This window comes from Streptomyces sp. NPDC096311 (genome assembly GCF_044763085.1).
GTDB lineage: Bacteria > Actinomycetota > Actinomycetes > Streptomycetales > Streptomycetaceae > Streptomyces.
The window spans coordinates 310,408-330,611 of the sequence record NZ_JBIWFN010000014.1 but is presented as its reverse complement, the minus strand read 5'-3'; the positions used below and the strand labels follow the sequence as shown (position 1 = coordinate 330,611).

The window sequence follows — 20,204 nt, the reverse complement described above, 5'->3', positions numbered from 1 at the left end:
CGCACCCGCCGACGCACGCTCCCCGGCACCCCAGCAGGCGAGTCATCTCCACTGCCGCGGCAGCACGCCCCGCACCAGCTCCGTCACTCCCCCCTCCCCCGGCGGAGCCGCCACACACGACAACGACAACCGCACCACCAACTCACAGGCCCCCGTCAACTCCCCCACGTCCCCCCGCATCGCCCCGGGCCCGGACAACGCCGCGACGGCCCGATCCCGTACGAGCGCCACGAAGTCCGCCGGCGAGGGCAACGGCCCGTCCGCCCTGCGCTGCGCGGGCACCGCGGACGACGACGGCACCGCCGAGAGCGTCGGCGACGGCAGCCGCTCACTCCAGCACCCGGTCAGCATGGCCCGTACGAGCGCGTTGCCCCGAGCCGCCGACGTGGTCCACTCGGCGGTCGCGACCAACCGCTCGCGCGCGTCCGCGTGGGCGGCCAGCGCGCGCTCGACACCGGCGAGATAGCCGTCGGCCTCCCTCCGTACGAGGGCGCGTGCGAGCCCCTCCTTGCTTCCGAACTCGTTGTAGAGCGTCTGGCGGGACACACCGGCCACGGCGGCGACGTCGACCATCCGCACCGTGGACCACGGGCGGTGTGCGAGCGCCGTATAGGCGGCATCCAGAAGGGATTCCCGCGCTGCAGGCATCTTTTCGCCTCCCTGGGGGCGAGCGGGCGGCACTGCAGCTCAGATTTGACGCGCACAGGGGCACTGTCAAGGGTTCGCGGCGGCGTCGAGGGGCGTACGCCACCCCCGCACGCCGTGATGATCAATCCGGCCGTGCGGCCCGCGCCCCGAGGCGCCCCGAGCCCCATGACCGTGCCCGATGATCCCCCGGGCCGTATGGCTGTGGCCCGAGTGGGCCATATACGGTGCAGTCATGCCCGACTATCGCGATGACCTGCGCCTGGCCCATGTCCTGGCGGACGCCGCCGACGCGGCGACGATGGACCGGTTCAAGGCGCTCGACCTCAAGGTCGAGACCAAGCCGGACATGACACCGGTCAGCGAGGCGGACAAGGCCGCCGAGGAGCTGATCCGCGGCCACCTCCAGCGGGCACGGCCACGCGACGCGATCCTCGGCGAGGAGTACGGCATCGAGGGCACCGGCCCGCGCCGCTGGGTGATCGACCCGATCGACGGCACCAAGAACTACGTCCGCGGGGTGCCCGTCTGGGCCACGCTGATCTCCCTGATGGAAGCGGGCGAGGGCGGCTACCAGCCGGTGGTCGGAGTGGTCTCCGCGCCCGCGCTGGGCCGCCGCTGGTGGGCGGCGAAGGGGCACGGCGCGTTCACCGGCCGCAGCCTGTCCTCGGCCACGCGTCTGAAGGTCTCCCAGGTCTCGCGGATGGCCGACGCGTCCTTCGCGTACTCCTCGCTGTCCGGCTGGGAGGACCAGGGCCGCCTCGACGGCTTCCTGGACCTGACGAAGGCGGTCTGGCGCACGCGCGGGTACGGCGACTTCTGGCCGTACATGATGGTGGCGGAGGGCTCGGTGGACATCTGCGCGGAGCCCGAGCTGTCGCTGTGGGACATGGCGGCGAACGCGATCGTGGTGACCGAGGCGGGCGGATCCTTCACGGGTCTCGACGGCCGCCCGGGCCCGCACAGCGGCAACGCGGCCGCGTCGAACGGCGTTCTCCACGACGAGCTGCTGGGTTATCTGAACCAGCGTTACTGAGGGCACTTGCGGCTTGACCAGCACGTTTCCCCTGGTCTCAGACCCCCTGGGCCGTCGTGGGGCCGTCATCGGAGTCCGGGCCGCCCTCAAAGGCCCGGTTCACCGCCTCACGCGTCCGCTTCTCGCTGCTCGGCATCAGGTGCGTGTACGTCCGTAGGGTGAAGCCCGGGTCATGGTGCCCCAGGTACTCCGACAGAGCCTTGATACTCTCCCCCGCGTCCAGCAGAACGGACGCGTAGAAGTGCCTTAGCGCGTGCATCCCGTTCTCCCTGCCACGCGGGACGTCCGCCCTGTCGAGAGCGGGCCGCCACGCCTTCTCGTTGAAGGCAATGCGGTGTACCGCGCGTCCCTCGGCATTGCGGAAGAGCACCGGAGCCGCGACCGGTGAGCCGTCGACCGTCCGCCACGGCAGTGTGATGGCCGCGGGCGGGTATTGCACGATGTGCGCCTCAAGCGCGCGAGCGACGCTCCCCGGCAACGGGATGGTGCGCGTCTTACCGCCCTTCGGCAGCGCGAATACCTGCCGCCCGGCGATGAGTTTGACCTGCCGGACGACGTGAACGACTCCTTCGACGAAGTCCACATCGTCAACGGCCAGGCCAAGCACTTCGCCCTGGCGCATGCCGCACCCACCGGCCAGGTCCACCGTGGCGCGGTACCGCTCTGGCAGTGCCGAGCGCACCGCCAGCACTCGCTCAGGCCGCCATGGCTTGATCCGGCGAGGTTCCGGCTTGGGCGCCTTTACGGACGACGATCGGCATGGGTTGTGCGGGATCAGGCGGTCGTCGACGGCAGCCGCCAACATCGCGCTGAGGTTCGCGAAGATGACCCGCTGATAGGCAGGGGCCAGTCCCCCGTCATCGAGCTTCCGCAGCCACTCACGGATGTGGATCGGCCGCAGCGAGTCGAGCGATCGGCTGCCCAGATGCGGCAGGGCGTGCAGGCGGATGCGCGTCTCGGTGCTCACGAACGTACTGGGGTCCATGGTGAGGGAGGCCAACCACCGTTCAGCGTGCTGCCGCACGGTGAGACGGCCGGCCCGCGGGTCGATGTACTGCCCTCGCGTCATGTCCGCTTCGATCCCGGACAGCCATTTCTCGGCGAGGCGCTTCTGTCCGTCGGGGAAGCTCTTGGACTTCTCGGTGCCGTCGGGGCCGATGTACCGGGCCCTGTAGCGCAGGCCGCTTCCGTGGCGGTCGCTCTTGATACGTACGGTCTTGCCTTCGGAGCTGGTCTCGGTCTTGAACCAGCGGTCTTGGATGTGGCCTGCCATGTGGCGGTGGTCCTCTCAACACGCAGCAGGGAGAGCCGCTGGTTAGCGGCTCTCCCTGCTGTCTGTGGTGGGTGTTGGGCTAGGGCGTGTCCGACGGGTCGGCACAGTCCCTGCGACTCTCCCGGCTACGCTCGCGCGGGAGCGCCCCGCGGCGCGTGGCTGCGGGGCGCCTTGTGGGGTTTAGTCGATGACGTACCCGTCGTACTTACCGCCCCAGCATTTGACGGTGTTGTGCAGATAGGGCTCTCCGCCGCCCTCCCTGCACTTAGCAGCGGTGGTGTAGTGATCACCACCCTGTGCGGTGGCGGTGGCGGCGCCTGTGAGGCCGAGTCCGGCGAAGGCTGCCGTGGCGATGACGGCGGCGAGGATTCGTCGAATGCGCATTTGGTTCCCCTTTCACGGATTGCCTCGATTGCGGCACTAGCCATCTTGATCTTCACCCATACGGGTGGCACATCATGTTGCGCCATTCGGGTGACATGGCTGTCGGGAGCGGGGCCGCTGCCCCGGCCCGCCCAAGGCCTTCGCGGCCGACTGGGAAGGCGGGACGGACGGCGGAGCGATGGCAGCTCTGGCGGTGGGGACGGTCTGCACGACGCGACCCGTCAGGCGCGCTCTAGGCGTGCTCTAGGCCCCGTCTCGGTGGGTGCTCTTGCGTTCGGCTACGTGGGCGAGCACGTCGGCGGGGTCGTAACGGATGTACTTGCCGATGCGGAATCCGGGCGGGCCGATGCGCTTCTTACGCCACTGGTAGACGGTCTCTTTCGGTACTTCGAAGATCTCGGCGATGTCGTCGGGGGTGAGGTAGCGGTCGGGGAGACCGCTCCGGAGGGTGGCGCGGGGGTCGGCTCGGACGGTGGCGGTCGTGCTCACTGAGTCCTCCGCACGTTGGAAATACATTCCTCTGAGTCGCGACTCATCGGCACTCATCGGCACTCAGAGGGGTCTTGAGACGCGATGAGTCGCGACTCAGGCAAATGTGGTTCGCACTGGGCGAGGGTGATCCCGTTGTAGGTGACCACCTGCCGGCCGTACTCGTCTCGGGGCCGCGTCCGGTTGAGCTGGGGGACGACGGAGAGCAGGTTGCGGCCGAATACCTGCTTCGTGCCGGGGCGGACGCCGTTGTCTTCTGCCCAGTCGCGCCAGACGCTCCACAGTGCATCGACGGGCACGCTGCATGCGGGTCCGGTGGTGCAGCGTTCGCGGATGAATGCGCTGGTGGGTGAGGCGGTGTCCTGCATGGTGGTGATCGCGTCGCGGCTGGACGGCGGCTGTGTGATGCGGCCGTTGCGTTGGAGACGGGCAAGTCCTTCCAGGGCCCAGTTGAGGATGCCGGGCATTTCCGCGGTGAGGCGGTCAGTGAGGGTGGGGTCTTCCTTGCCGAGCCACGACACGCGCATGCTGAGCAGGATGAACCGGTTGGCGATGACGCCGGATGAGTCGCCGAAGTGCGGCAGTTCGTTGGACAGGATCATCAGCCGTGAGGGCAGCTTGCCCGTCCACGGTTCGCGGTACTTGCGGTCGATGTCGATCGTGTCGTCACCGGAGATCGTCAACAGCCGTTCCACGACCTGGCTGTTGTCGTTGCCGGACAGCCGGGCGTCCGAGATGATCGCGAGGGATTTGCCGACCAGCGTGGACAGGCCGAAGTTCGTCCCGAGTCCGGCCAGGGTCGGGCCGGCCAGATTCTCCTTGCCGACCAGCGCTTTCAGCACGCGGGCGATGGTGCCCTTGCCGGAGCGGGAGGGGCCGACGATGAGCAGGATTTTCTGCTGGTCGGTGCGCCCGGACAGGACGTAGCCGAACCATTCCTGAAGTGCGGCGATGGTGTCGGGGTCGTCGGGCCAGACCTGCGCGAGGAACCGTTCCCACGTCGGCGCACTCGCGTCGGGGTCGTAGGCGAACGGCACGGAGACAAGGTTGAAAAACTCCGGACCGTGCGGCAGAAGCGCACGATCCTGAATCCGGAGCAGCCCGTTCTCACAGGCCACGATGGGCCCCTCATCCTGCCCCGTGGCGCCCTGGCCATCGATCCACGCCGGCGCGTCGGTGTCGGTGGGCAACAGGGTGATCGCCCCGAGCGCATCGAGTAGGTTGCCGATCTTCTGCTTCGTGGGTGCCCAGTCACGTTCCTCGGTCTGCCCGTCCTTGCCCGGCGCCTGGTAGACGGCGTGTTCGAGGCGGGTGTACATGCTGGCGCGGATCTGCGCTTCGTCCATCTCGCGCCAGCAGGAGCCGTTCCAGCGCATCCACGATGCCCGCCAGCGCCGGCACACGAGCCGTCCGTCCTCGGTCTGCCAGTCGGGCAGCAGCCGGCGGGCGACGGCCAGGGGGTTGGCGGGCGGGGGCAGTTCCTCAGTCTCGGTTGCAGTGGCGGGGCGGTTCATCATGCGGCCGTCCTCCCTTCGGTGAGCGGAGCTGGTGTTCCGGTGCAGGCGGCTTTGTGGGCGCCGTAGTCGGCGACCAGGTCGGCCACGCCGTGGGCTCCGGTGGCCGTTCGGGTCTGGCCGCAGGCGCAGGCGTAGGCGGCGTTCGGGGTGGCGCCGTGCCGTTTGGACCAGCGGACCCCGTCGTCGTGGGAGCGGTAGACCGGCGAGGCGTAGACACGGATACCGGGCCGATCCGGCGTGGGGTTGTCGCTGTTGTGGCGTCCCTGGTCGGCGGGGAATCGCTTCGAACGAGGAAGAGCAGAAACGACGCCCTGACGGGCGGCGCCTTTCGGTTCGCCCACGGCCGTCGTGTTCACAGGCTGTGGAGCGGCGTGCGGCGTGGTCGTGGTGGGGGCGATGCTCTTCAGAGGGGGGCGGGAGGGGGCGGTCATGCCGCGTCCCGCCGGCGCTGGTTGTGGGCGATGGACCAGTTGAGGGCGCTGCGGAGGGTGGAGCGGCACTCGGACGCGGAGAGTCCGGACGCCTCGCCCCCCTCCTGAAGAGCCTGTTCAACCACGTGCCGGGGGAGGTCGCCCCACGCCACGAACCGCCCCAGGGCCCGCGCGGCACGGAACAACTTCGCCTCGCGTTCGCCGACTTGGGCCGTAGCCACGTTCCGCGTCTCTGTAGCGAGCGCTACATCCGTATATCGACGGGATTGCCCCGCTACGGCCACTGACGGCGCCGTAGAGGTTTTGGGGGCGGGTTGCAGGATGCTTTGGAGCCAGGAGGGCAGACAGGCCACCACAGGGCCGCACAGCGGCTCGTAGGCTCCCGCCGGGGTGGTGCTACCGGCGGCGACGACGTAGCCGCCCCAGGCACGGGTGTCGACCGAATCGGCAACGGTGCCCTGCGTGTTGGTCATCCGGGCGCCGGACGGGGTCGTGAAGTACAGGTGCGTTCCACCGCTCGCGGTCCGCACCCGGTAGGTGTCGGGGACGGCGTGCCCGGCGCGCTCGCAGAGCGCCCCGAAGGTTGCCGCGCCGTCAGGCGTGTCCGAACTGCCCTTGTGCTCCGGGGTGTCCAGGTCGACGACCAGGAGCCCGGAAGGGCCGGTGGCGATGCCGACGTTGAACGGCGCGCGGGTCCAGGCGGCGCGGATGCGGTCGGGGTCGGTCGTGGCTCGCTGCTCCCACTTCCGGTGTCCTCCCGCGCATGGGCCCGTACGGGTGCACGTCCTCTCACCGTGCAGTGCCGGCAGCTTGATGCCGGGGCGGAGGGGGAAGACGTGCCAGCCGCGAGCGGCGGCGGCCAGAGCCGCGTTCAGCAGGTGCTCGCTCACGCTGCCACTTCCAGCGCGCGAGAGGCGAGGAACGCGCGGCCGATCCACTCGCTGTAGGCGGGCGGGATGGCTTCGGTGAGTTCCTCGCGGACGTCGGTCCACGTGATCCCCATCGCCGCTTGCAGCTCGGGGACGCTTGGCTTGCCCCCGCCGTTGCCGTACGCGGCGACGTACGGGCCGTCGTAGTAGGCGCCGTGTCGGTAGCCGCGTACGCGGCCCCGGTTCGGGACGTGCGCCGGCCGGGCGGCGGTCCACCCGCCCAACTCGAAGTTGCGGTGGCGGATGACTCCGAGCCCGAACATCTCGCCGCACAGAGTCAGGTCTTTGCGGATCTTCGCGCGGCCGTTGGGCTGCTCGATGACGTACGGCAGGCCGGTCTGTTCGAGCAGGTCACGGGTGGGCGCCACGAGGTCCTCATGGGTGCCGCCCCATCCGCGCGAGCGGTTGGTGCCCACGGTCAGGGAGCACTTGTCCTGGCACGGCGGGGACGCGTGGACGAACGCGTACCGGCGGATCTCGCCGGTGGTGATCAGGTGGGCGAGATATTCGAGCGCGTCACCCCGGTGGTACGGGAAGGGGTAGTTCGGGCGGTCGGCGATGTCTGCGCCGTCCACGTCGAACCCTGCCCGCTGGTAGCCGGTACCGGCGCCGCCAGCGCAGGAGAACAGGTCCAGTGCTCGCGGCCGAGGCGGCAGCCTGGTTGCGGGGTCTGGGGTCCGACCAGTGGAGCCGTCCGTATCCCGCCGACAGGCTGTTGGCCACGATCGAAGCGGGCACTGTGTTCATGCTCCGAGACGGGCATACGACTGCTGGCACGATCACGCTCACCCCAGACGCCGAAGAAGGGCTGTGGACGGACGACGAACTGAACGAACCGTCGATGTTCGTAAACAAGCTCACCATTGCTCGTGAATACGCTGGCCAGGACCTCGGGGGGCGGCTGCTTGACTGGGCCGGCGCCCGCGCACATCGTGCGGGCGCACGGTGGCTCCGCCTGGATGCCTGGACGGCGAACGAGGGGCTCCAGCGGTACTACCTCACGCACGGCTTCACGCACGTGCGTACCGTCCGCGAGGGCACAGCGGTGAACGGCGGCCCCCGGGTTTCCGGCTGGCTCGCGCAGCGGGCGGCACAGCCAGCCGATCACGGATTCGCGGACCGTACGCCCGCGCCCGAGAGGCTTAGGTTCGCGGCTTGAGGATCGTGCATCAGACCCGACCGCGGGATGGCGGCGGCGCGAACGGATGTCCAGAGAGCGTGCCGCGTGGTCCTCGGTCCTACTCCAGGCTCTTCGCAGCGTTGCGGATCACGTCGAGGACAGCGTTGGGCTGAGAGAGCATCGGAACGTGGCTGCTGTCGAGGCTGACGGTCGTGGCCTTCATCCGTTCGGCGGAGGCGCGCTCCCGGTCCGGATTCACCGTTCGGTCCTGAGTGCCCACGATGTACCAGCTCGGCTTCTGTCGCCAGGCGTTGCCGGGTACCTGCTGATCGAAGAGGTCCGCGATCGGCGGGTTAGCGGTCGCCAGCACGACTTTCTGTTCCTCCGGCGACAGGTCGCCGCAGAAGTGGCCGATGCCCGACTCCTTGAGGTAGATGCGGTTGTCGGCGACCTCGAGGTGCTCGAAAATCGGCGAGCTGGGAAACGCGCCGAGGTGCTGTGTCGAGGTCTCGTCGTCGTCCGGGGCGAGCGCACAGATGTATACCAAAGCGCCTACCCGGTCGTGCACGCCCGCCTTGGTGATCAGCGTGCCGCCGTAGGAGTGGCCCACGAGGACGACCGGGCCGGGCACGTGGTTGATCGCGCGGGTGACGCAGGCGACGTCGCCCTCAAGAGAGTCGAGGCCGTGCTGCGAGACGAAAACCTCACGGCCCTCGGCCTGGAGTGCGGGGATCAGCTTTGCGAAGCACGAGCCATCCGCCCACAAGCCGTGGGCAAACACGATGCTTGCCTTGCCAGCCATGCTTTCCTCTTTCGTTGCTACCGGGAGTGGGGTTCCATTTTGCGGGATCCTCAATGCCCCACTTTAGGTGGGAATGACGGGTGCGCTTGCCGACGCGTCCAGCGGCTCCGCCATAGATCTTGCATCGACGCTCCTGACGGCAACATGTCTGCACGTTGCCGTCCAACGAAACGCGTCTGTGCGTCCCACAGGCCATGTTCGAGGGCCGGGTGCCTGGCCTGAGGGGCGCTGGGTTGAGCAGAGTCCATCCGAGACCTCTACGGCCATCCTCTGGCCAACAGGAGACAGCAGGTGCCGCTAGAAAGCCGAAAGTTGCAGGTCACGGGCTGCTTCCTCACGGGAATCCGGCCGGTCTTGAAAGCCGTCGCTGCCTCGGCGCGGTAGAACTTTCCTTACTGCATCAAGGCCCGCGCACGGCGCGGGCGCGCGCCGCCTCTGCGGCGCGGCCTGCCTCCTGTCTGCGCCCGGGCTGGCCGCGCCCGGCGACGCGCTGCGTGCATGCGGGCGGAAGGTAGGAAACCCTCTGTGGCTGGGGCGGTCGGCTCCGCGACTTTAGCCAGCCACTTTGGCGCGAGCCTCGAAGATCATGGCCCCAACGTCGTGCTTTACCGGGCAGGTCCACAGACTGCCCGACGCGCCGGAAGCTTACGGGGCCATGATCACTCGCGCCAAAGCAGCTCCCGGCCAAAGTCGCTACGCCGACCTCGTCTTTCCAGTTACGCCTGACAGCGACACGGTTACGGGGCAAAATCCTCTTCATGGACGCTGGAGTGGCAGCCGTGTTGGGCGCAGTCGCGGGTGGCCTAGGCGCAATCGGTGCCGGGTGGATATCGACTTGGGGAACCAGAGAGCAAACAAGAACGCAAGTGCGTGCGGACACTGCACGTTGGCATCTGCAAGAACGCCAGAAGGTCTACACCGACTTCATGCGAGCAGCGGTGGCCACGGGTGCCACCCTGAGCGGAATAACCAATACCTTTGAGGAATTGGATTTGGATTCAGCCGCCGAAAAACTGCAGGCATGCCGGGACCGGACTAGCGACTTAACCGGCGCTTGCGCCCTTGTGCTGCTGCAGGGCCCACGAGAAGTAGCAAACAAGGCCCTCACGCTAGATGACAATTTCAGCGAGCTACTGAATTTGGGTAAGCAATGGAAGAAGGCAATCATTGCCGATGACCAAGAAAAGATAGAGAGCGTAGCACCAAAGTTCAGAGATGCACTTGAAGCCGTCAATGATCAGGGCACCGAATTCGCGAGATCGGCACACGCTGTCCTAGTTAAAGAGGAATCATCGCTCGAAACACCAGAGACAGGCGCTACCGCGCGTCCGGGCCGTCTCTGGGCTGCCCACGCACGACGTCGCCTTCGACGGCAGTGACGGCAGTGCTGACGGCAACGACAACAGACGGCAGCGGCACTGAGCGGCCCGGCACGGTAGCAGCAGGGTGCTGTCTGGCTGCCCCACCAAGGCGTGCCCGCATCTTCTAAGCGCCTGGTCGGGGTGGGCGGCTGAGTGTCTAACTGCGTGACAACGCCGACAGACAGCGGCGGACGAGCGCGGACGCCTGCGGACCGTCCCAGCAGGTGAGAGGCACACCAGCCCAAGGTCGAGCGCCTAGGAGAGTTGCTTCGGGACGAAGCGGTCCCCGTGCCATAGCCGTGCCACATGGTGCGGTCATTCACGGTCAACGACGGCTCGCCACAGTCGAGATGCGCCGTTCACCTGGGGTGCCGCTACAGCCGGAGTGACCTGGAGAACTCCGTCGTCGACCACGGCCGCCCTTACAAGGCGGCGGTTGACGAGTCTCCGGCGGACACACTCAACGCTCCCATGGGCGATCACGGCCACGTCCGCGGTCGCACGAATTTTCAAGATCAGGGCGAGATGCGGACGGGGATCGAGCGCCCCGTTCATGCATCCCATAAATGGCGTGGTCAAGCGGGATTTGAGGGCCCGATCTTGAGGGGACTGTAAATCTGCTGCCCTTCAAATGGGCGTCGTCCGTCCGCCGACCCGATCAACCACTCCATGGCCTCCGACTCGGGCTGGCGGGCTCCGTGATGTCGTTGAGCTGGGGGCGCCCGGGTGGCAGGCCCTGCCTGCGTGGGGTGCCATAGGAGGGATGGCGCGGACCCTGGGATCTGGAAGGCTCCGCCGGACCACGCGGCGGAGGCCGGCGCGGCGGCGTCAGCAAAGCCGTCACCAGCGGCTCCAGGCGCCGGGGCCACCGAACACCGGTCGAGTCCATTGGGGCGGACTGGTGGCGGCCAGCCTGCCAGGACTTGCTGCCCTGCTCGCGCTGCTGTTCACCTGGATGCAGGTCACGCAGACCGGGAAGGAAGTGGGGATCAGCGAGCAGGGGCAGATCACCAACCGATTCAACGCCGCGATCAACAACCTGGGGTCGACGTCCCTGGATATACGACTCGGGGGAATCTACGCGCTGGAACGGATCATGCACGACTCGGCCCGCGACCAACCCGCTATCATATCAGTCCTGTCCGCATATCTACGGCAACACGCTTCCGTTCCAGTCGGCAGCGCCAAGAAGGCACCCACCGAGTCGAGTGACAAGCCATCGTCCCGAGCTGACGTCCAGGCGGTGATGACCGTGTTGGGTAACCGCCACCCCGATCACGACCAGGGGGCACCCATTGACCTCAGCCGCACCGCTCTGCGTGGGGTGACGTTCCCGCGCCCCTAACGAAATCCCCTTCCGCGGGGCCGACCTGTCAAAAGCAGATCTCCGTGACTCCTCCCTCCCCAACGCGGACCTCCGAGAAGCATCGTTGGTACAAGCGAACTTCTCGGGGGCGGTGCTGAGCGGATCACGGTTCGACCTTGCACATCTGACGAACGCGAACCTCACAGACGCAGACCTGTCCGGCTCACACTTGAACGACGCGGATCTGGAAGGAGCAAACCTCACAGGCGCGTCTCTCTGCAGCGAAGTGTTCTTTCAGACCGCACAGGGAGGACGAGGGTCTCCGTGGCAGCACTTCTGAGTCGGGCTCGACCAACCGACCAAGCCGGACAGGGAGACTGCGCAGACTTGGCCGACGCAAACCTAGTCAACGCGAATCTAACCGACGCGGCGCTCTTCGGCATGAATCTTACGAGCACGATGTTCTGCCCTCCCCTGGAAATCGGCTTCGCCAGTGACACCTGTGCGGATCTGGCTGGTGCCACACTCAGCGAGTCGAATCTCAAAGGCGCGCACCTGTCAAGGGCAAACCTCAAGGGCGCTGACTTGGCCCACGCCGACCTGGCTGGCGCGGACCTCACGAATGCGGACCTCACGAACGCGGACCTCACCGGGGCCAAGGTCGCCGGGGCGAAGTTCGAGGGGGCCAAGCTGAAGGGGGTGCGCGGGTTGCCGCCGTCCCTGTGACACGCCGTAGGGCCACAGAGGGGTGAGAAGCCCCGCTCAGGTGGGTTGCGTCACGCGGTCTGTAAATCTGCTGTGAGGCGTAGCTGGGGCCGTCTCCGGGCCGTACGAGGGTGGCCAACAGCAGCCGACAACGACCGTCAACAACCACGATGGCGCGGCAGTCCGCCGCGCCATCGTTGTGTGTCTGCCCAGCTAGACCCAGGTGTCCAGCCACATCCGCGAGCGCCACTGGTCTATGGGGATCGCCGTGCCCGTGTACAGGGGCCAGAAGTAGATGAAGTTCCACGCGATGAGCAGCATGAGACGCATACGCCAGAGCGCAGGGATGCTGTGGTCCTGAGTTAGATCAGGGGCGTGGATCAGCCGTCTACCGGCTGATGCGCGCGCCTACGGATCTCGACCGCATGGCAGTTGGAGACAACTGGCTACAGCATCCGGCCGACGAATGCCGGGGCCAGGGCGCGGATGCGCTCTTCGGGTACGTCACCCCGCAGGGCGCTAACGGCCATCTCCACTCCAGGAGTGGCAGCCGCGCCGAAAAGTTCGCGGAGCTTTTCGAGTCCTTGACCAGCGGTGCCACCTACTCGCGAGTCAGCGAGGAGACTGGCGAACGTGGCAGACACATCCCTTGCCGACGTCGTCATCATGATGCGCAGTACGTCGCCTGCGTCCTTGTCTGTGAGCCGGTCCGGGTGGGTCGCAGCCTGCTTGAGGCGGTCGCTGATCTTGAAAACCTTGGCGACAAGGAGCGCGGCTGGGCCAGCGACGTTCACGGTGACGCTTCGCTCGTCTGTGGATTCGAGGCTGCCGATGACCATTGGCGAGCGATCTACAGCAGCCACCTCAAGCCCCTCAATCCAGCGTGCGGACATGTTCCCGTGCGGAGGGACCTTCGCGCTGCGCTTGCCGTTCTTGGGTGAAAGTTGCTTGGGGATCAAGAGGTCTAGCTCCACGGGGACGATCTTGTCGCCGATGGACTCTGAGCGTTCCCATAGGCCGGGTTGACGCTCGTCTTTCAAGTCGAAACCAGCCGCACGCAGGGCCGCATCCAGGTGGGGCTGATCTCCCAGCAGCATTGGGTCGATACTCAAATCGCCGTCAGAGGTGAACGGTGCGTTACTGATCGCTGCGTCGGGCGTGCGTAGATAGACAGCCTGGGCACCGACGACGGTCAACGCAGGCAGGTGCTCGCTCAGAGCGTCCAAGCCGTCTAGAAGGACACGTCGGGCCACCACGGTGAGCTGGGTGGGGTCGACGCCTTCTGGGACCTTTGCCACGGTGCCTCGCGTTCGTCAGTGATTGCTGAGAAGGCGATCCTAGAAGCGTGGTCTGCGTCGCAGGTCTGAAATAGCGAAACCGCGCCATTGACCCTCATCGCGGGACATGTACTCCAGCACCGCTTCCCCTTCGGCCGGCATGCGCCCAGGTCCGGAGAGGCAGTCCAGCGCCAACTGGCTCAAGGCCACGTGTTGGATGCCCATGACATCCCTCGTGCCTTCAAAGACGACGTCGTCTGGCGGACGCAGCAGCAGGACATCAGCATTCTCCTGCACTCTCAGAAGACCGAGGTCATCGGAAAGATCATCAACGGCCAGCCTGGGGGCGACGTAGAGCATGAGCTGACCACCTGCGGACAGCGGAGCGACGTCGTGGGCGGCGTAGGAGCCAGTCACGGCTACGCCGTCGAACTCGGATGGCGGGAGCGTCCGCAGACGCATTAGTACCGATTCAACCCCGTTGGGGGCCAGCATCCCCGTATAAGTGTTGCTCTTGAGGAGAACAGCTTGCTCGGCTCTGGCTCGGAGAAGGTTGGGCCAGTCGACGTCTGTGATGGTCCGTCCATCCCTGCGGATGAGCAGCTGGTCACCCAGGGTGTCCAGGAGTCGAGACACGTAGGCCAGGCTCAGTCCTGATGCCTGGGCAAGCTCGCCTGCACGGTAGGGCGGGCGGACTTCGGCGAGCAGGCGCACCAAGCGTCCGGCTTTGGGGCCGGCCAGGGTTGTTCTACTCTGCCCCGACGTCATCGCGCGAGGTGCTCTCGTCGCTCCCTCGGTATAGATCACGATGGCTGGGCGTGTTACTCGGAGTGACACGTTTCCTGTCAGGTCCAGGTAACTGATGTCGTGCTGCCTCAGCATCTGCTGAGTCTTTAGCGAGAGCCAAGGCGCCATGACTAGGAGATTTGTGTAGTGGTTGACCTGTCTGAGTAGATCAACCCTCGGCAGCAAGACCTCTTCAATCATGCGGGGAGTGACCGATCTCTTCAGCTCCACCAGAAGCTGAGTGAACGTGCCGTCTCCCTCTGGCTTCAGCTCAACGAGGGCATCGACGCCACGTGCCCCCTCATGAACGGGCCGGAGACTGACGTTCCACGTGGGTCCGAGCAGGTCAGCCAGCCGCCGCAGTCCTTCCTGCAGTAGCGCATCCGGGGTGTAGTCCTCAGTGTCCACGCTGGAATCCTCACACGAGGAAGTCTCTCAACCAAGCAAACTTGCCTAAGTGCGCCGCTTCACTGGCTCAGTGAAGTTAGCAAAATAAGCAAGTTTTTCTAATATCTCAGCTTGCCTCAGGTGGGCAAGCTAGCTTTCTGGGCAAGTGGAGGCTTGACCTCCTGCTCTTGCAGCGCAGGCGTCCGACAGCGTAGAGCTGCTTGCACGCTTCTGCGCCCATGCCCCGGCAGGGACTGCCGCCAGCGCACTGGCACGGAATATCGGCAGCGCCTCAGGACACCCCTTCGGTTGCCGGCAGCGCCTCAGAGCGCCCCTGCCGTATCGGGAGAACCAACCGCGCACCTTGCAAGCCAGGCTGGACGGCTGCACCCCTGGTCATTGGACTGTTGGGGCGAACTTGTAAGGCGAGGGTCATGGGCTGGGCTTGCCAGCAGAGTGCCCTCCTCGGGGACCTTATACCGGGCTCTCGTCACCGGTGGCGGCATCCACCGCTGGGCCGTCCGAGGGCGGCCCACGACGACCAACAACGACCAATGACACCGGCTACCAGGCAGCTCAACAGGGGATGCCGGGCAGCATTGCACCTCGCCGCAAGGACGGTTCAATACCAGCGTTACTGAAGAGCCGGTTGCGCGCCCCTGTGACCCATGGGCGCCCCCGAAACTCACCGCACGCCCCCTTGTTGACCCTCCCTTTAACTGCGACTCTGAGAGTCCCCCCACTTGTGAACTTGTGAATCGCTTCTCTTGGCGCTTCACCAAGGAGGTGGCTCCAGCCCATGCTCGTCCGCGACGCCATGAGCACGGTGGTCCTCACCATCGGCCCGGCACACACACTCCGTCAGGCGGCCTGCCTGATGTCCTCCCGCCGCGTAGGCGCGGCCGTCGTCCACGACGAGGACTCCTCCGGCCTCGGCATCCTCACCGAACGCGACATCCTCAACTCGATCGCCCTCGGACAGAACCCGGACACCGAGACCGCGGGCACCCACACCACGACCGACGTCGTCTTCGCCGCCCCCGTCTGGACCCTGGAGGAAGCCGCGGCGGCGATGGCACACGGCGGTTTCCGACACCTGATCGTGCTCGACGACAACGGCCCGGTCGGCATCGTCTCGGTCCGCGACATCATCCGCTGCTGGGCTCCGAAGCGGCAGCGGGTACCCGCGTAGGGGCCCCGACATCACTGCCACGCACATGCCGACGGGCCGGACCCCCCATCGCTCAGAGGGATCCGGCCCACCGCCCACGACAAGCGATCCAGTGCTGGTTGTCAGCCGCGCAGGGCCTGGACCGCGGCCTCCAGCCGCTTGCCGAAGTCTTCGTCAGCCTGACGGAAGTTGTTGATCGCGCGCTCGGCGATGTCGTCACGGGAGACCTTGGCGAGGAAACCCGCCAGGTTCGCGATCAGACGCCCCTGCTCGTCCTCCGACATCAGGCGGTACAGACTGCCCGCCTGCACGAAGTCGTCGTCCTCGGAGTGGGACGGCGCCTCGGTCTCACCGGTGTGACCGTTCACCGTGATCGGCTGCCACAGCGGCCGGTCCGTCTGGAACGGACCGCCGAAGCTGTTCGGCTCGTAGTTCTTCGCACCCTTGTGGCGACCGTCGTACAGGGAGCCGTCACGGGAGTGCGTGCGCGCCTCGGCGGCGTGCGGACGGTTCACCGGCAGGTGGTCGGCGTTGATGCCGACGCGGTAACGGTGCGCGTCGCCATAGGCGAAGAGCCGCCCCTGAAGCATCTTGTCGGGGGAAGGCCCGATACCCGGCACGAAGTGCGCCGGCGAGAAGATGGACTGCTCGACCTCGGCGAAGATGTTCTCCGGGTTGCGGTTGAGCTCCAGCCTGCCGATCTCGATCGGCGGGTAGTCCTCGTGCGGCCACACCTTGGTGAGGTCGAACGGGTTGAACCGGTAGGTCGCCGCGTCGGCCTCCGGCATGATCTGCACCTGCACGGTCCAGGACGGGAACTCACCGCGCTCGATGGCCTCGCGCAGGTCGCGCTGGTGGGAGTCGGGGTCCTCACCGGCGAGCTTGCCGGCCTCCGCCTGGGTGAGGTTCTTGATGCCCTGGTCGGTCTTGAAGTGGTACTTGACCCAGAAGACCTCGCCGGCCTCGTTGTTCCACTGGTATGTGTGCGAGCCGTACCCGTTGAGATGCCGGTAGGAGGCAGGGATCCCCCGGTCGCCGAAGAGCCAGGTCACCTGGTGCGTGCTCTCGGGGCTGAGGCCCCAGAAATCCCACACGTTGTCGGCCTCCTGCGAACCGGTGTACGGGTCGCGCTTCTGCGTGTGGATGAAGTCGGGGAACTTGATGGCGTCCTTGATGAAGAACACCGGGGTGTTGTTGCCGACGAGGTCGTAGTTGCCCTCCTCGGTGTAGAACTTCAGCGCGAACCCGCGGGGGTCACGGACCGCGTCCGCGGAGCCGAGGTTGCCGGCCACCGTCGAGAACCGAAGAAGGGTCTCGGTCTGCTTGCCGACCTCGGAGAGGAACGCGGCGCGGGTGTACTGGGTGACATCCGCGGTGACCGTGAAGGTGCCGTAGGCGGCGGCGCCACGGGCGTGCACGACACGCTCCGGGATGCGCTCACGGTTGAAGTGGGCGAGCTTCTCGAGAAGCAACTGGTCCTGAACGAGCACCGGGCCACCGACACCCGCGGTCTCGCTGTTCTGATTGTCGGCCACCGGCGCGCCGGCCTCCGTCGTAAGCGGTCCCTGCGTCACGTGCGCCTCCTGCGTCATTCCGGACCGGTCCTGCCCGGTCCCACCCATGGCCCGATGCCGAACCGATCCTACATTAGACAATATCTAACTCAAGCATCCATCCAAATTCACACCCATTCAGGATCTGGTCACCTTGCTGTTAAGCTGGCCCGCATGAGTGACCTGTTGGAACGACTGCGCGGACGCGGATGGCGAATGACCGCGCAGCGGCGCGTCGTGGCCGAGGTCCTCGACGGCGATCACGTCCATCTGACGGCCGACGAGGTGCATGCCCGGGCCGTCGTCAAGCTGCCCGAGATCTCCCGGGCGACCGTCTACAACACGTTGGGTGAACTGGTCTCGCTCGGCGAGGTGCTGGAAGTCGCGACGGACAAGCGCGCCAAGCGCTACGACCCGAACGCGCACCGTCCGCACCACCACCTGGTCTGCGCCCAGTGCGGCTCGATCCGCGACGTCCACCCGAGCGGCAACCCGCTCGCCGACCTCCCCGACTCGGAGCGCTTCGGCTTCACGGTCTCGGACGTAGAGGTGACATACCGGGGCCTGTGCCCCAACTGCGCCTCAGCCTGACTTCCCCGAAGCCCCGGCCTCCACGGACGCCGGGGCTTCCCCGTGCCCCCACACCCCGGTCAAACGCCGAAGGACCCAGATCTAAATGATCTGGGTCCTTCGCCTTCAAGTAGCGGGGACAGGATTTGAACCTGCGACCTCTGGGTTATGAGCCCAGCGAGCTACCGAGCTGCTCCACCCCGCGTCGATGAACTGAACATTACGTCAACCAGGTGGACCAGCGCAAATCCCTTAGACGTTCCCTTGAACAGGGGCGAGGGAAGCTCCAGGTCGCCCCCCGGGATACGAGGAGAAGAGCAGCACCCACGGGGGGGGGCGGGACGGGAACCCACGGGTACGAGGGCGGGAGCCCCGGGGATGGGTCGGGTAGGGGCGGCGGGGGCGAGGGCAACCCGAGCTCAGCCCCACCCACCGCCACAACCTCACGCAGACAACTCCTGCCGCAACGCATCCCGCAACCGAGCCGCCCGCTCAGCCACCTCCGCCGGCCCCAGCGCAACCGCCCGATCAGCCCACCGCTGCCCCTCCGCCAACTCCCCCCGCCGCGCATACACGAGCGCAAGCCGAAGCGCCGCCCGCCCATGCCCCGCATCCGCCGCCCGGGTCCACCACAACGCGGCCTCCGGCTCACTCCCCTCCCGAGCCAACAGCAGCCCCAGATTGAAGGCCCCGTTCCGAGACCCGGCCTCCGCGGCCGATCGGTACCACCGAGCCGCCTCCACCACATCACCCCGCGCCGCGGCGAGCATCCCGACCCGCACCTGCGCCCGCCGATGCCCCAGGGATGCCGCCCGCTCGTACCACTCCTCGCACTCACTCTTCTCCTGCGTCGGCTCCCCGAGCTCATGCGCGGGCGCCGGCGGCCGCCGAGCGTCGAGCACGGCGGCCAGCCGGTACGCGGCCTCCGCGCTACCGCCCCCCGCCGCACACCTCAGATGCCGCTCCGCCTCCAGCTCGTCCCCGTCCCGCAGCCGCGCGATCCCGACCTGCAGCGCCGCCTCGGTGTGCCCGGCGGAAGCCGCCCGCTCGTACCACCGCAGCGCCGCCTCCTCGTCGTCCTCACTCCCCCGCCCGGCATGCAGGATCCCGAGATTGAACGCGGCGTCCACACTCCCGGCCTCCGCGGCCTTGGAGAACCACGGCTCGGCCCCGGCCGAGTCCCCGACCTGAAGCAACAGGATCGCCAGCGCGTTCGCGGCCTCACGGTGCCCCGCGTACGCGGCCCGCCGGTACCACTGCTCGGCCTGCGCGGTCCGCCCCTGCTCGGCGCAGAGCAGCCCGAGGTTGTACGCGCCGTTCACATCACCGGCGTCCATGGCGGCCCGGTACCACCGCTCCGCGGTCTGCGTCTCACCGCGCTCGGCGTGCAGCGCCCCCAGCGCGTTCGCGGCGTTCCCGTCCCCGTCCTGCGCCGCCCGCAGCCACCACACGGCCGCGCTCTGCGTGTCCCCCGCGTCCCGCAGCAGGAATCCGAGCGCGCAGGCTGCCCGCGCCTCTCCGTCCTTGGCGGACGTCAGATACCAGCGCCCCGCCTCCTTGAGGTGCCCCCGCTTCTCCAGGATCGCCCCGAGGTGCAGCGCGGCCCGCCGGTGCCCGCGCGCGGCGGCCTGCCGGTACCACTGCTCGGCCTCTTCACCGGCGGCTCCTATGACCCCCATGACACCGTTGTCGCCCCTGCCCTCGCCCGCGTCCGCGGCCTTGCGGTCGAGCGTGCGCGCGAGCCGGTACGCCGCCTCGCGGTGCCCCCGCTCAGCGGCCGCCCGCATCCACTGCTCCGCGCCGACGTCACTGCGGTGCTCCAGGAGATCGGCGAGCGCGTACGCCCCGAGGGCATGCCCCTGCTCGGCGGACTGGCGCAGCCAGTACTCGGCGGCAGGCTCGTCCCCCCGCTCCCGGTGATAGCGCCCGAGCGCGTGCGCGGCGGCCGCGGACCCCGCGACGGCGGCGATCCGCCACCACCCGGCGGCGTCGTCGGCGTACCCGCGCTGATGCAGGAGGACACCAAGGTTGTTGGCGGCGGCACGGTCACCGGCGGCGGTGGCAGCGCGCAACTGAGGCTCGGCTCCGTCGAGATCGCCACGGCGCAGCAGCATCGCTCCGAGGACACTCATCGCCTCGACGTCGCCGGCCTCGGCGGCGAGCCGCTGACGTGCCTCCTCGGCAGCCTCGCCGGTTTCGTCCCGGTCTGAAGGCTGCGCAAAACGCCCTGTATCCAACAGAGTTGCCTTGTCCCCCATAACGTCCATCGTCGCACCACCTGCAACCCGGGTACACCTGGTATACCGCAGTCAGTGAGGTCACTTCAGCGTTTTGTCGACATGCCCACAGAGAGACAAGTCAAACACAGTTTTCCCAACTCCCCACGGATGGCGCAGCCTTCGGCGCGTCGCCCATGGTCGCCGCACGCACCCCGCGCACGCGTCCTACTCAGGTCGTCATAC

Annotated in this window: 21 protein-coding genes and 1 tRNA gene; 8 read left to right on the top strand and 14 right to left on the bottom strand. The window is 67.3% G+C overall.

Going from position 1 to position 20,204, the window contains the following annotated elements; all coding sequences use genetic code 11:
• Window positions 1-42 precede the first annotated feature (42 nt).
• Window positions 43-648, bottom strand: a complete 606-nt coding sequence (locus ACIRA5_RS33430; RefSeq protein WP_403697196.1) for a TetR/AcrR family transcriptional regulator — start codon at window positions 646-648, stop codon at window positions 43-45.
• Between the two features lie 232 nt (window positions 649-880).
• On the opposite strand from ACIRA5_RS33430, the gene hisN reads away from it, so the two are divergent.
• Window positions 881-1,681 carry a histidinol-phosphatase gene (gene hisN, locus ACIRA5_RS33425; RefSeq protein ID WP_403697193.1) on the top strand — a complete coding sequence of 267 codons (801 nt, stop codon included), beginning with the start codon at window positions 881-883 and terminating at the stop codon, window positions 1,679-1,681.
• A gap of 37 nt (window positions 1,682-1,718) precedes the next feature.
• Here hisN and ACIRA5_RS33420 read toward each other — a convergent pair whose 3' ends face one another.
• The 7 genes from ACIRA5_RS33420 to ACIRA5_RS33390 all read right to left on the bottom strand — a co-directional run bounded on the left by ACIRA5_RS33420 (window position 1,719) and on the right by ACIRA5_RS33390 (window position 7,360).
• Complete coding sequence (locus ACIRA5_RS33420; protein ID WP_403697190.1) at window positions 1,719-2,954, bottom strand: tyrosine-type recombinase/integrase; 1,236 nt, start codon at window positions 2,952-2,954, stop codon at window positions 1,719-1,721.
• 180 nt (window positions 2,955-3,134) lie between these two features.
• Window positions 3,135-3,338, bottom strand: a complete 204-nt coding sequence (locus tag ACIRA5_RS33415; RefSeq protein WP_403697187.1) for a hypothetical protein — start codon at window positions 3,336-3,338, stop codon at window positions 3,135-3,137.
• 243 nt (window positions 3,339-3,581) lie between these two features.
• Entirely contained in the window at window positions 3,582-3,854 is a 273-nt protein-coding gene (locus tag ACIRA5_RS33410; RefSeq protein WP_403697184.1) for a helix-turn-helix transcriptional regulator, read from the bottom strand.
• A gap of 26 nt (window positions 3,855-3,880) precedes the next feature.
• Window positions 3,881-5,344, bottom strand: coding sequence for a phage/plasmid primase, P4 family (locus tag ACIRA5_RS33405; protein WP_403697181.1), 1,464 nt, complete (start codon window positions 5,342-5,344; stop codon window positions 3,881-3,883).
• Window positions 5,341-5,775 carry a hypothetical protein gene (locus tag ACIRA5_RS33400; RefSeq protein WP_403697178.1) on the bottom strand — a complete coding sequence of 145 codons (435 nt, stop codon included), beginning with the start codon at window positions 5,773-5,775 and terminating at the stop codon, window positions 5,341-5,343. The genes ACIRA5_RS33405 and ACIRA5_RS33400 overlap by 4 nt, the downstream gene beginning before the upstream one ends.
• Window positions 5,772-6,665: a bifunctional DNA primase/polymerase gene (locus ACIRA5_RS33395; RefSeq protein WP_403697175.1), complete on the bottom strand. Its 894-nt coding sequence runs from the start codon at window positions 6,663-6,665 to the stop codon at window positions 5,772-5,774. Before ACIRA5_RS33395 ends, ACIRA5_RS33400 begins: the two co-directional genes overlap by 4 nt.
• Window positions 6,662-7,360, bottom strand: coding sequence for a DNA methylase (locus ACIRA5_RS33390; RefSeq protein ID WP_403697251.1), 699 nt, complete (start codon window positions 7,358-7,360; stop codon window positions 6,662-6,664). Before ACIRA5_RS33390 ends, ACIRA5_RS33395 begins: the two co-directional genes overlap by 4 nt.
• Between ACIRA5_RS33390 and ACIRA5_RS33385 the strand changes: the two genes are divergently transcribed.
• A complete protein-coding gene (locus ACIRA5_RS33385; protein WP_403697172.1) occupies window positions 7,339-7,863 on the top strand; it encodes a GNAT family N-acetyltransferase in 525 nt (174 codons plus the stop codon). The genes ACIRA5_RS33390 and ACIRA5_RS33385 overlap by 22 nt on opposite strands.
• A gap of 79 nt (window positions 7,864-7,942) precedes the next feature.
• Here ACIRA5_RS33385 and ACIRA5_RS33380 read toward each other — a convergent pair whose 3' ends face one another.
• A complete protein-coding gene (locus ACIRA5_RS33380; protein WP_403697169.1) occupies window positions 7,943-8,626 on the bottom strand; it encodes an alpha/beta hydrolase in 684 nt (227 codons plus the stop codon).
• Between the two features lie 866 nt (window positions 8,627-9,492).
• On the opposite strand from ACIRA5_RS33380, the gene ACIRA5_RS33375 reads away from it, so the two are divergent.
• From ACIRA5_RS33375 to ACIRA5_RS33360, 4 genes are all read left to right on the top strand, one after another.
• Window positions 9,493-10,005, top strand: coding sequence for a hypothetical protein (locus tag ACIRA5_RS33375; protein ID WP_403697166.1), 513 nt, complete (start codon window positions 9,493-9,495; stop codon window positions 10,003-10,005).
• 883 nt (window positions 10,006-10,888) lie between these two features.
• Window positions 10,889-11,332: a hypothetical protein gene (locus ACIRA5_RS33370; protein WP_403697163.1), complete on the top strand. Its 444-nt coding sequence runs from the start codon at window positions 10,889-10,891 to the stop codon at window positions 11,330-11,332.
• 4 nt (window positions 11,333-11,336) lie between these two features.
• Window positions 11,337-11,633: a pentapeptide repeat-containing protein gene (locus ACIRA5_RS33365; protein ID WP_403697249.1), complete on the top strand. Its 297-nt coding sequence runs from the start codon at window positions 11,337-11,339 to the stop codon at window positions 11,631-11,633.
• A 47-nt stretch (window positions 11,634-11,680) separates the two neighbouring features.
• Complete coding sequence (locus ACIRA5_RS33360) at window positions 11,681-12,019, top strand: pentapeptide repeat-containing protein (protein WP_403697161.1); 339 nt, start codon at window positions 11,681-11,683, stop codon at window positions 12,017-12,019.
• Window positions 12,020-12,444: 425 nt separating this feature from the next.
• Here ACIRA5_RS33360 and ACIRA5_RS33355 read toward each other — a convergent pair whose 3' ends face one another.
• Both ACIRA5_RS33355 and ACIRA5_RS33350 read right to left on the bottom strand, forming a co-directional pair.
• A complete protein-coding gene (locus tag ACIRA5_RS33355; protein WP_403697158.1) occupies window positions 12,445-13,224 on the bottom strand; it encodes a hypothetical protein in 780 nt (259 codons plus the stop codon).
• A gap of 111 nt (window positions 13,225-13,335) precedes the next feature.
• Window positions 13,336-14,469, bottom strand: a complete 1,134-nt coding sequence (locus ACIRA5_RS33350; RefSeq protein WP_403697156.1) for a helix-turn-helix domain-containing protein — start codon at window positions 14,467-14,469, stop codon at window positions 13,336-13,338.
• A 778-nt stretch (window positions 14,470-15,247) separates the two neighbouring features.
• Here ACIRA5_RS33350 and ACIRA5_RS33345 point away from each other — a divergent pair.
• Window positions 15,248-15,640 carry a cyclic nucleotide-binding/CBS domain-containing protein gene (locus ACIRA5_RS33345; RefSeq protein ID WP_067368643.1) on the top strand — a complete coding sequence of 131 codons (393 nt, stop codon included), beginning with the start codon at window positions 15,248-15,250 and terminating at the stop codon, window positions 15,638-15,640.
• A 101-nt stretch (window positions 15,641-15,741) separates the two neighbouring features.
• Here ACIRA5_RS33345 and ACIRA5_RS33340 read toward each other — a convergent pair whose 3' ends face one another.
• Complete coding sequence (locus tag ACIRA5_RS33340; RefSeq protein ID WP_403697153.1) at window positions 15,742-17,211, bottom strand: catalase; 1,470 nt, start codon at window positions 17,209-17,211, stop codon at window positions 15,742-15,744.
• Between the two features lie 135 nt (window positions 17,212-17,346).
• Here ACIRA5_RS33340 and ACIRA5_RS33335 point away from each other — a divergent pair, with 135 nt between their 5' ends.
• The gene (locus tag ACIRA5_RS33335) at window positions 17,347-17,763 is read left to right on the top strand and encodes a Fur family transcriptional regulator (RefSeq protein WP_352045944.1); all 417 of its coding nucleotides are present in this window, start codon (window positions 17,347-17,349) and stop codon (window positions 17,761-17,763) included.
• A 110-nt stretch (window positions 17,764-17,873) separates the two neighbouring features.
• Here ACIRA5_RS33335 and ACIRA5_RS33330 read toward each other — a convergent pair.
• Both ACIRA5_RS33330 and ACIRA5_RS33325 read right to left on the bottom strand, forming a co-directional pair.
• Window positions 17,874-17,947: transfer RNA gene (locus ACIRA5_RS33330), tRNA-Met, on the bottom strand.
• 238 nt (window positions 17,948-18,185) lie between these two features.
• On the bottom strand, window positions 18,186-20,009 hold the full coding sequence (locus ACIRA5_RS33325; protein WP_403697150.1) for a sel1 repeat family protein: 1,824 nt from the start codon (window positions 20,007-20,009) through the stop codon (window positions 18,186-18,188).
• Window positions 20,010-20,204 lie beyond the last annotated feature (195 nt).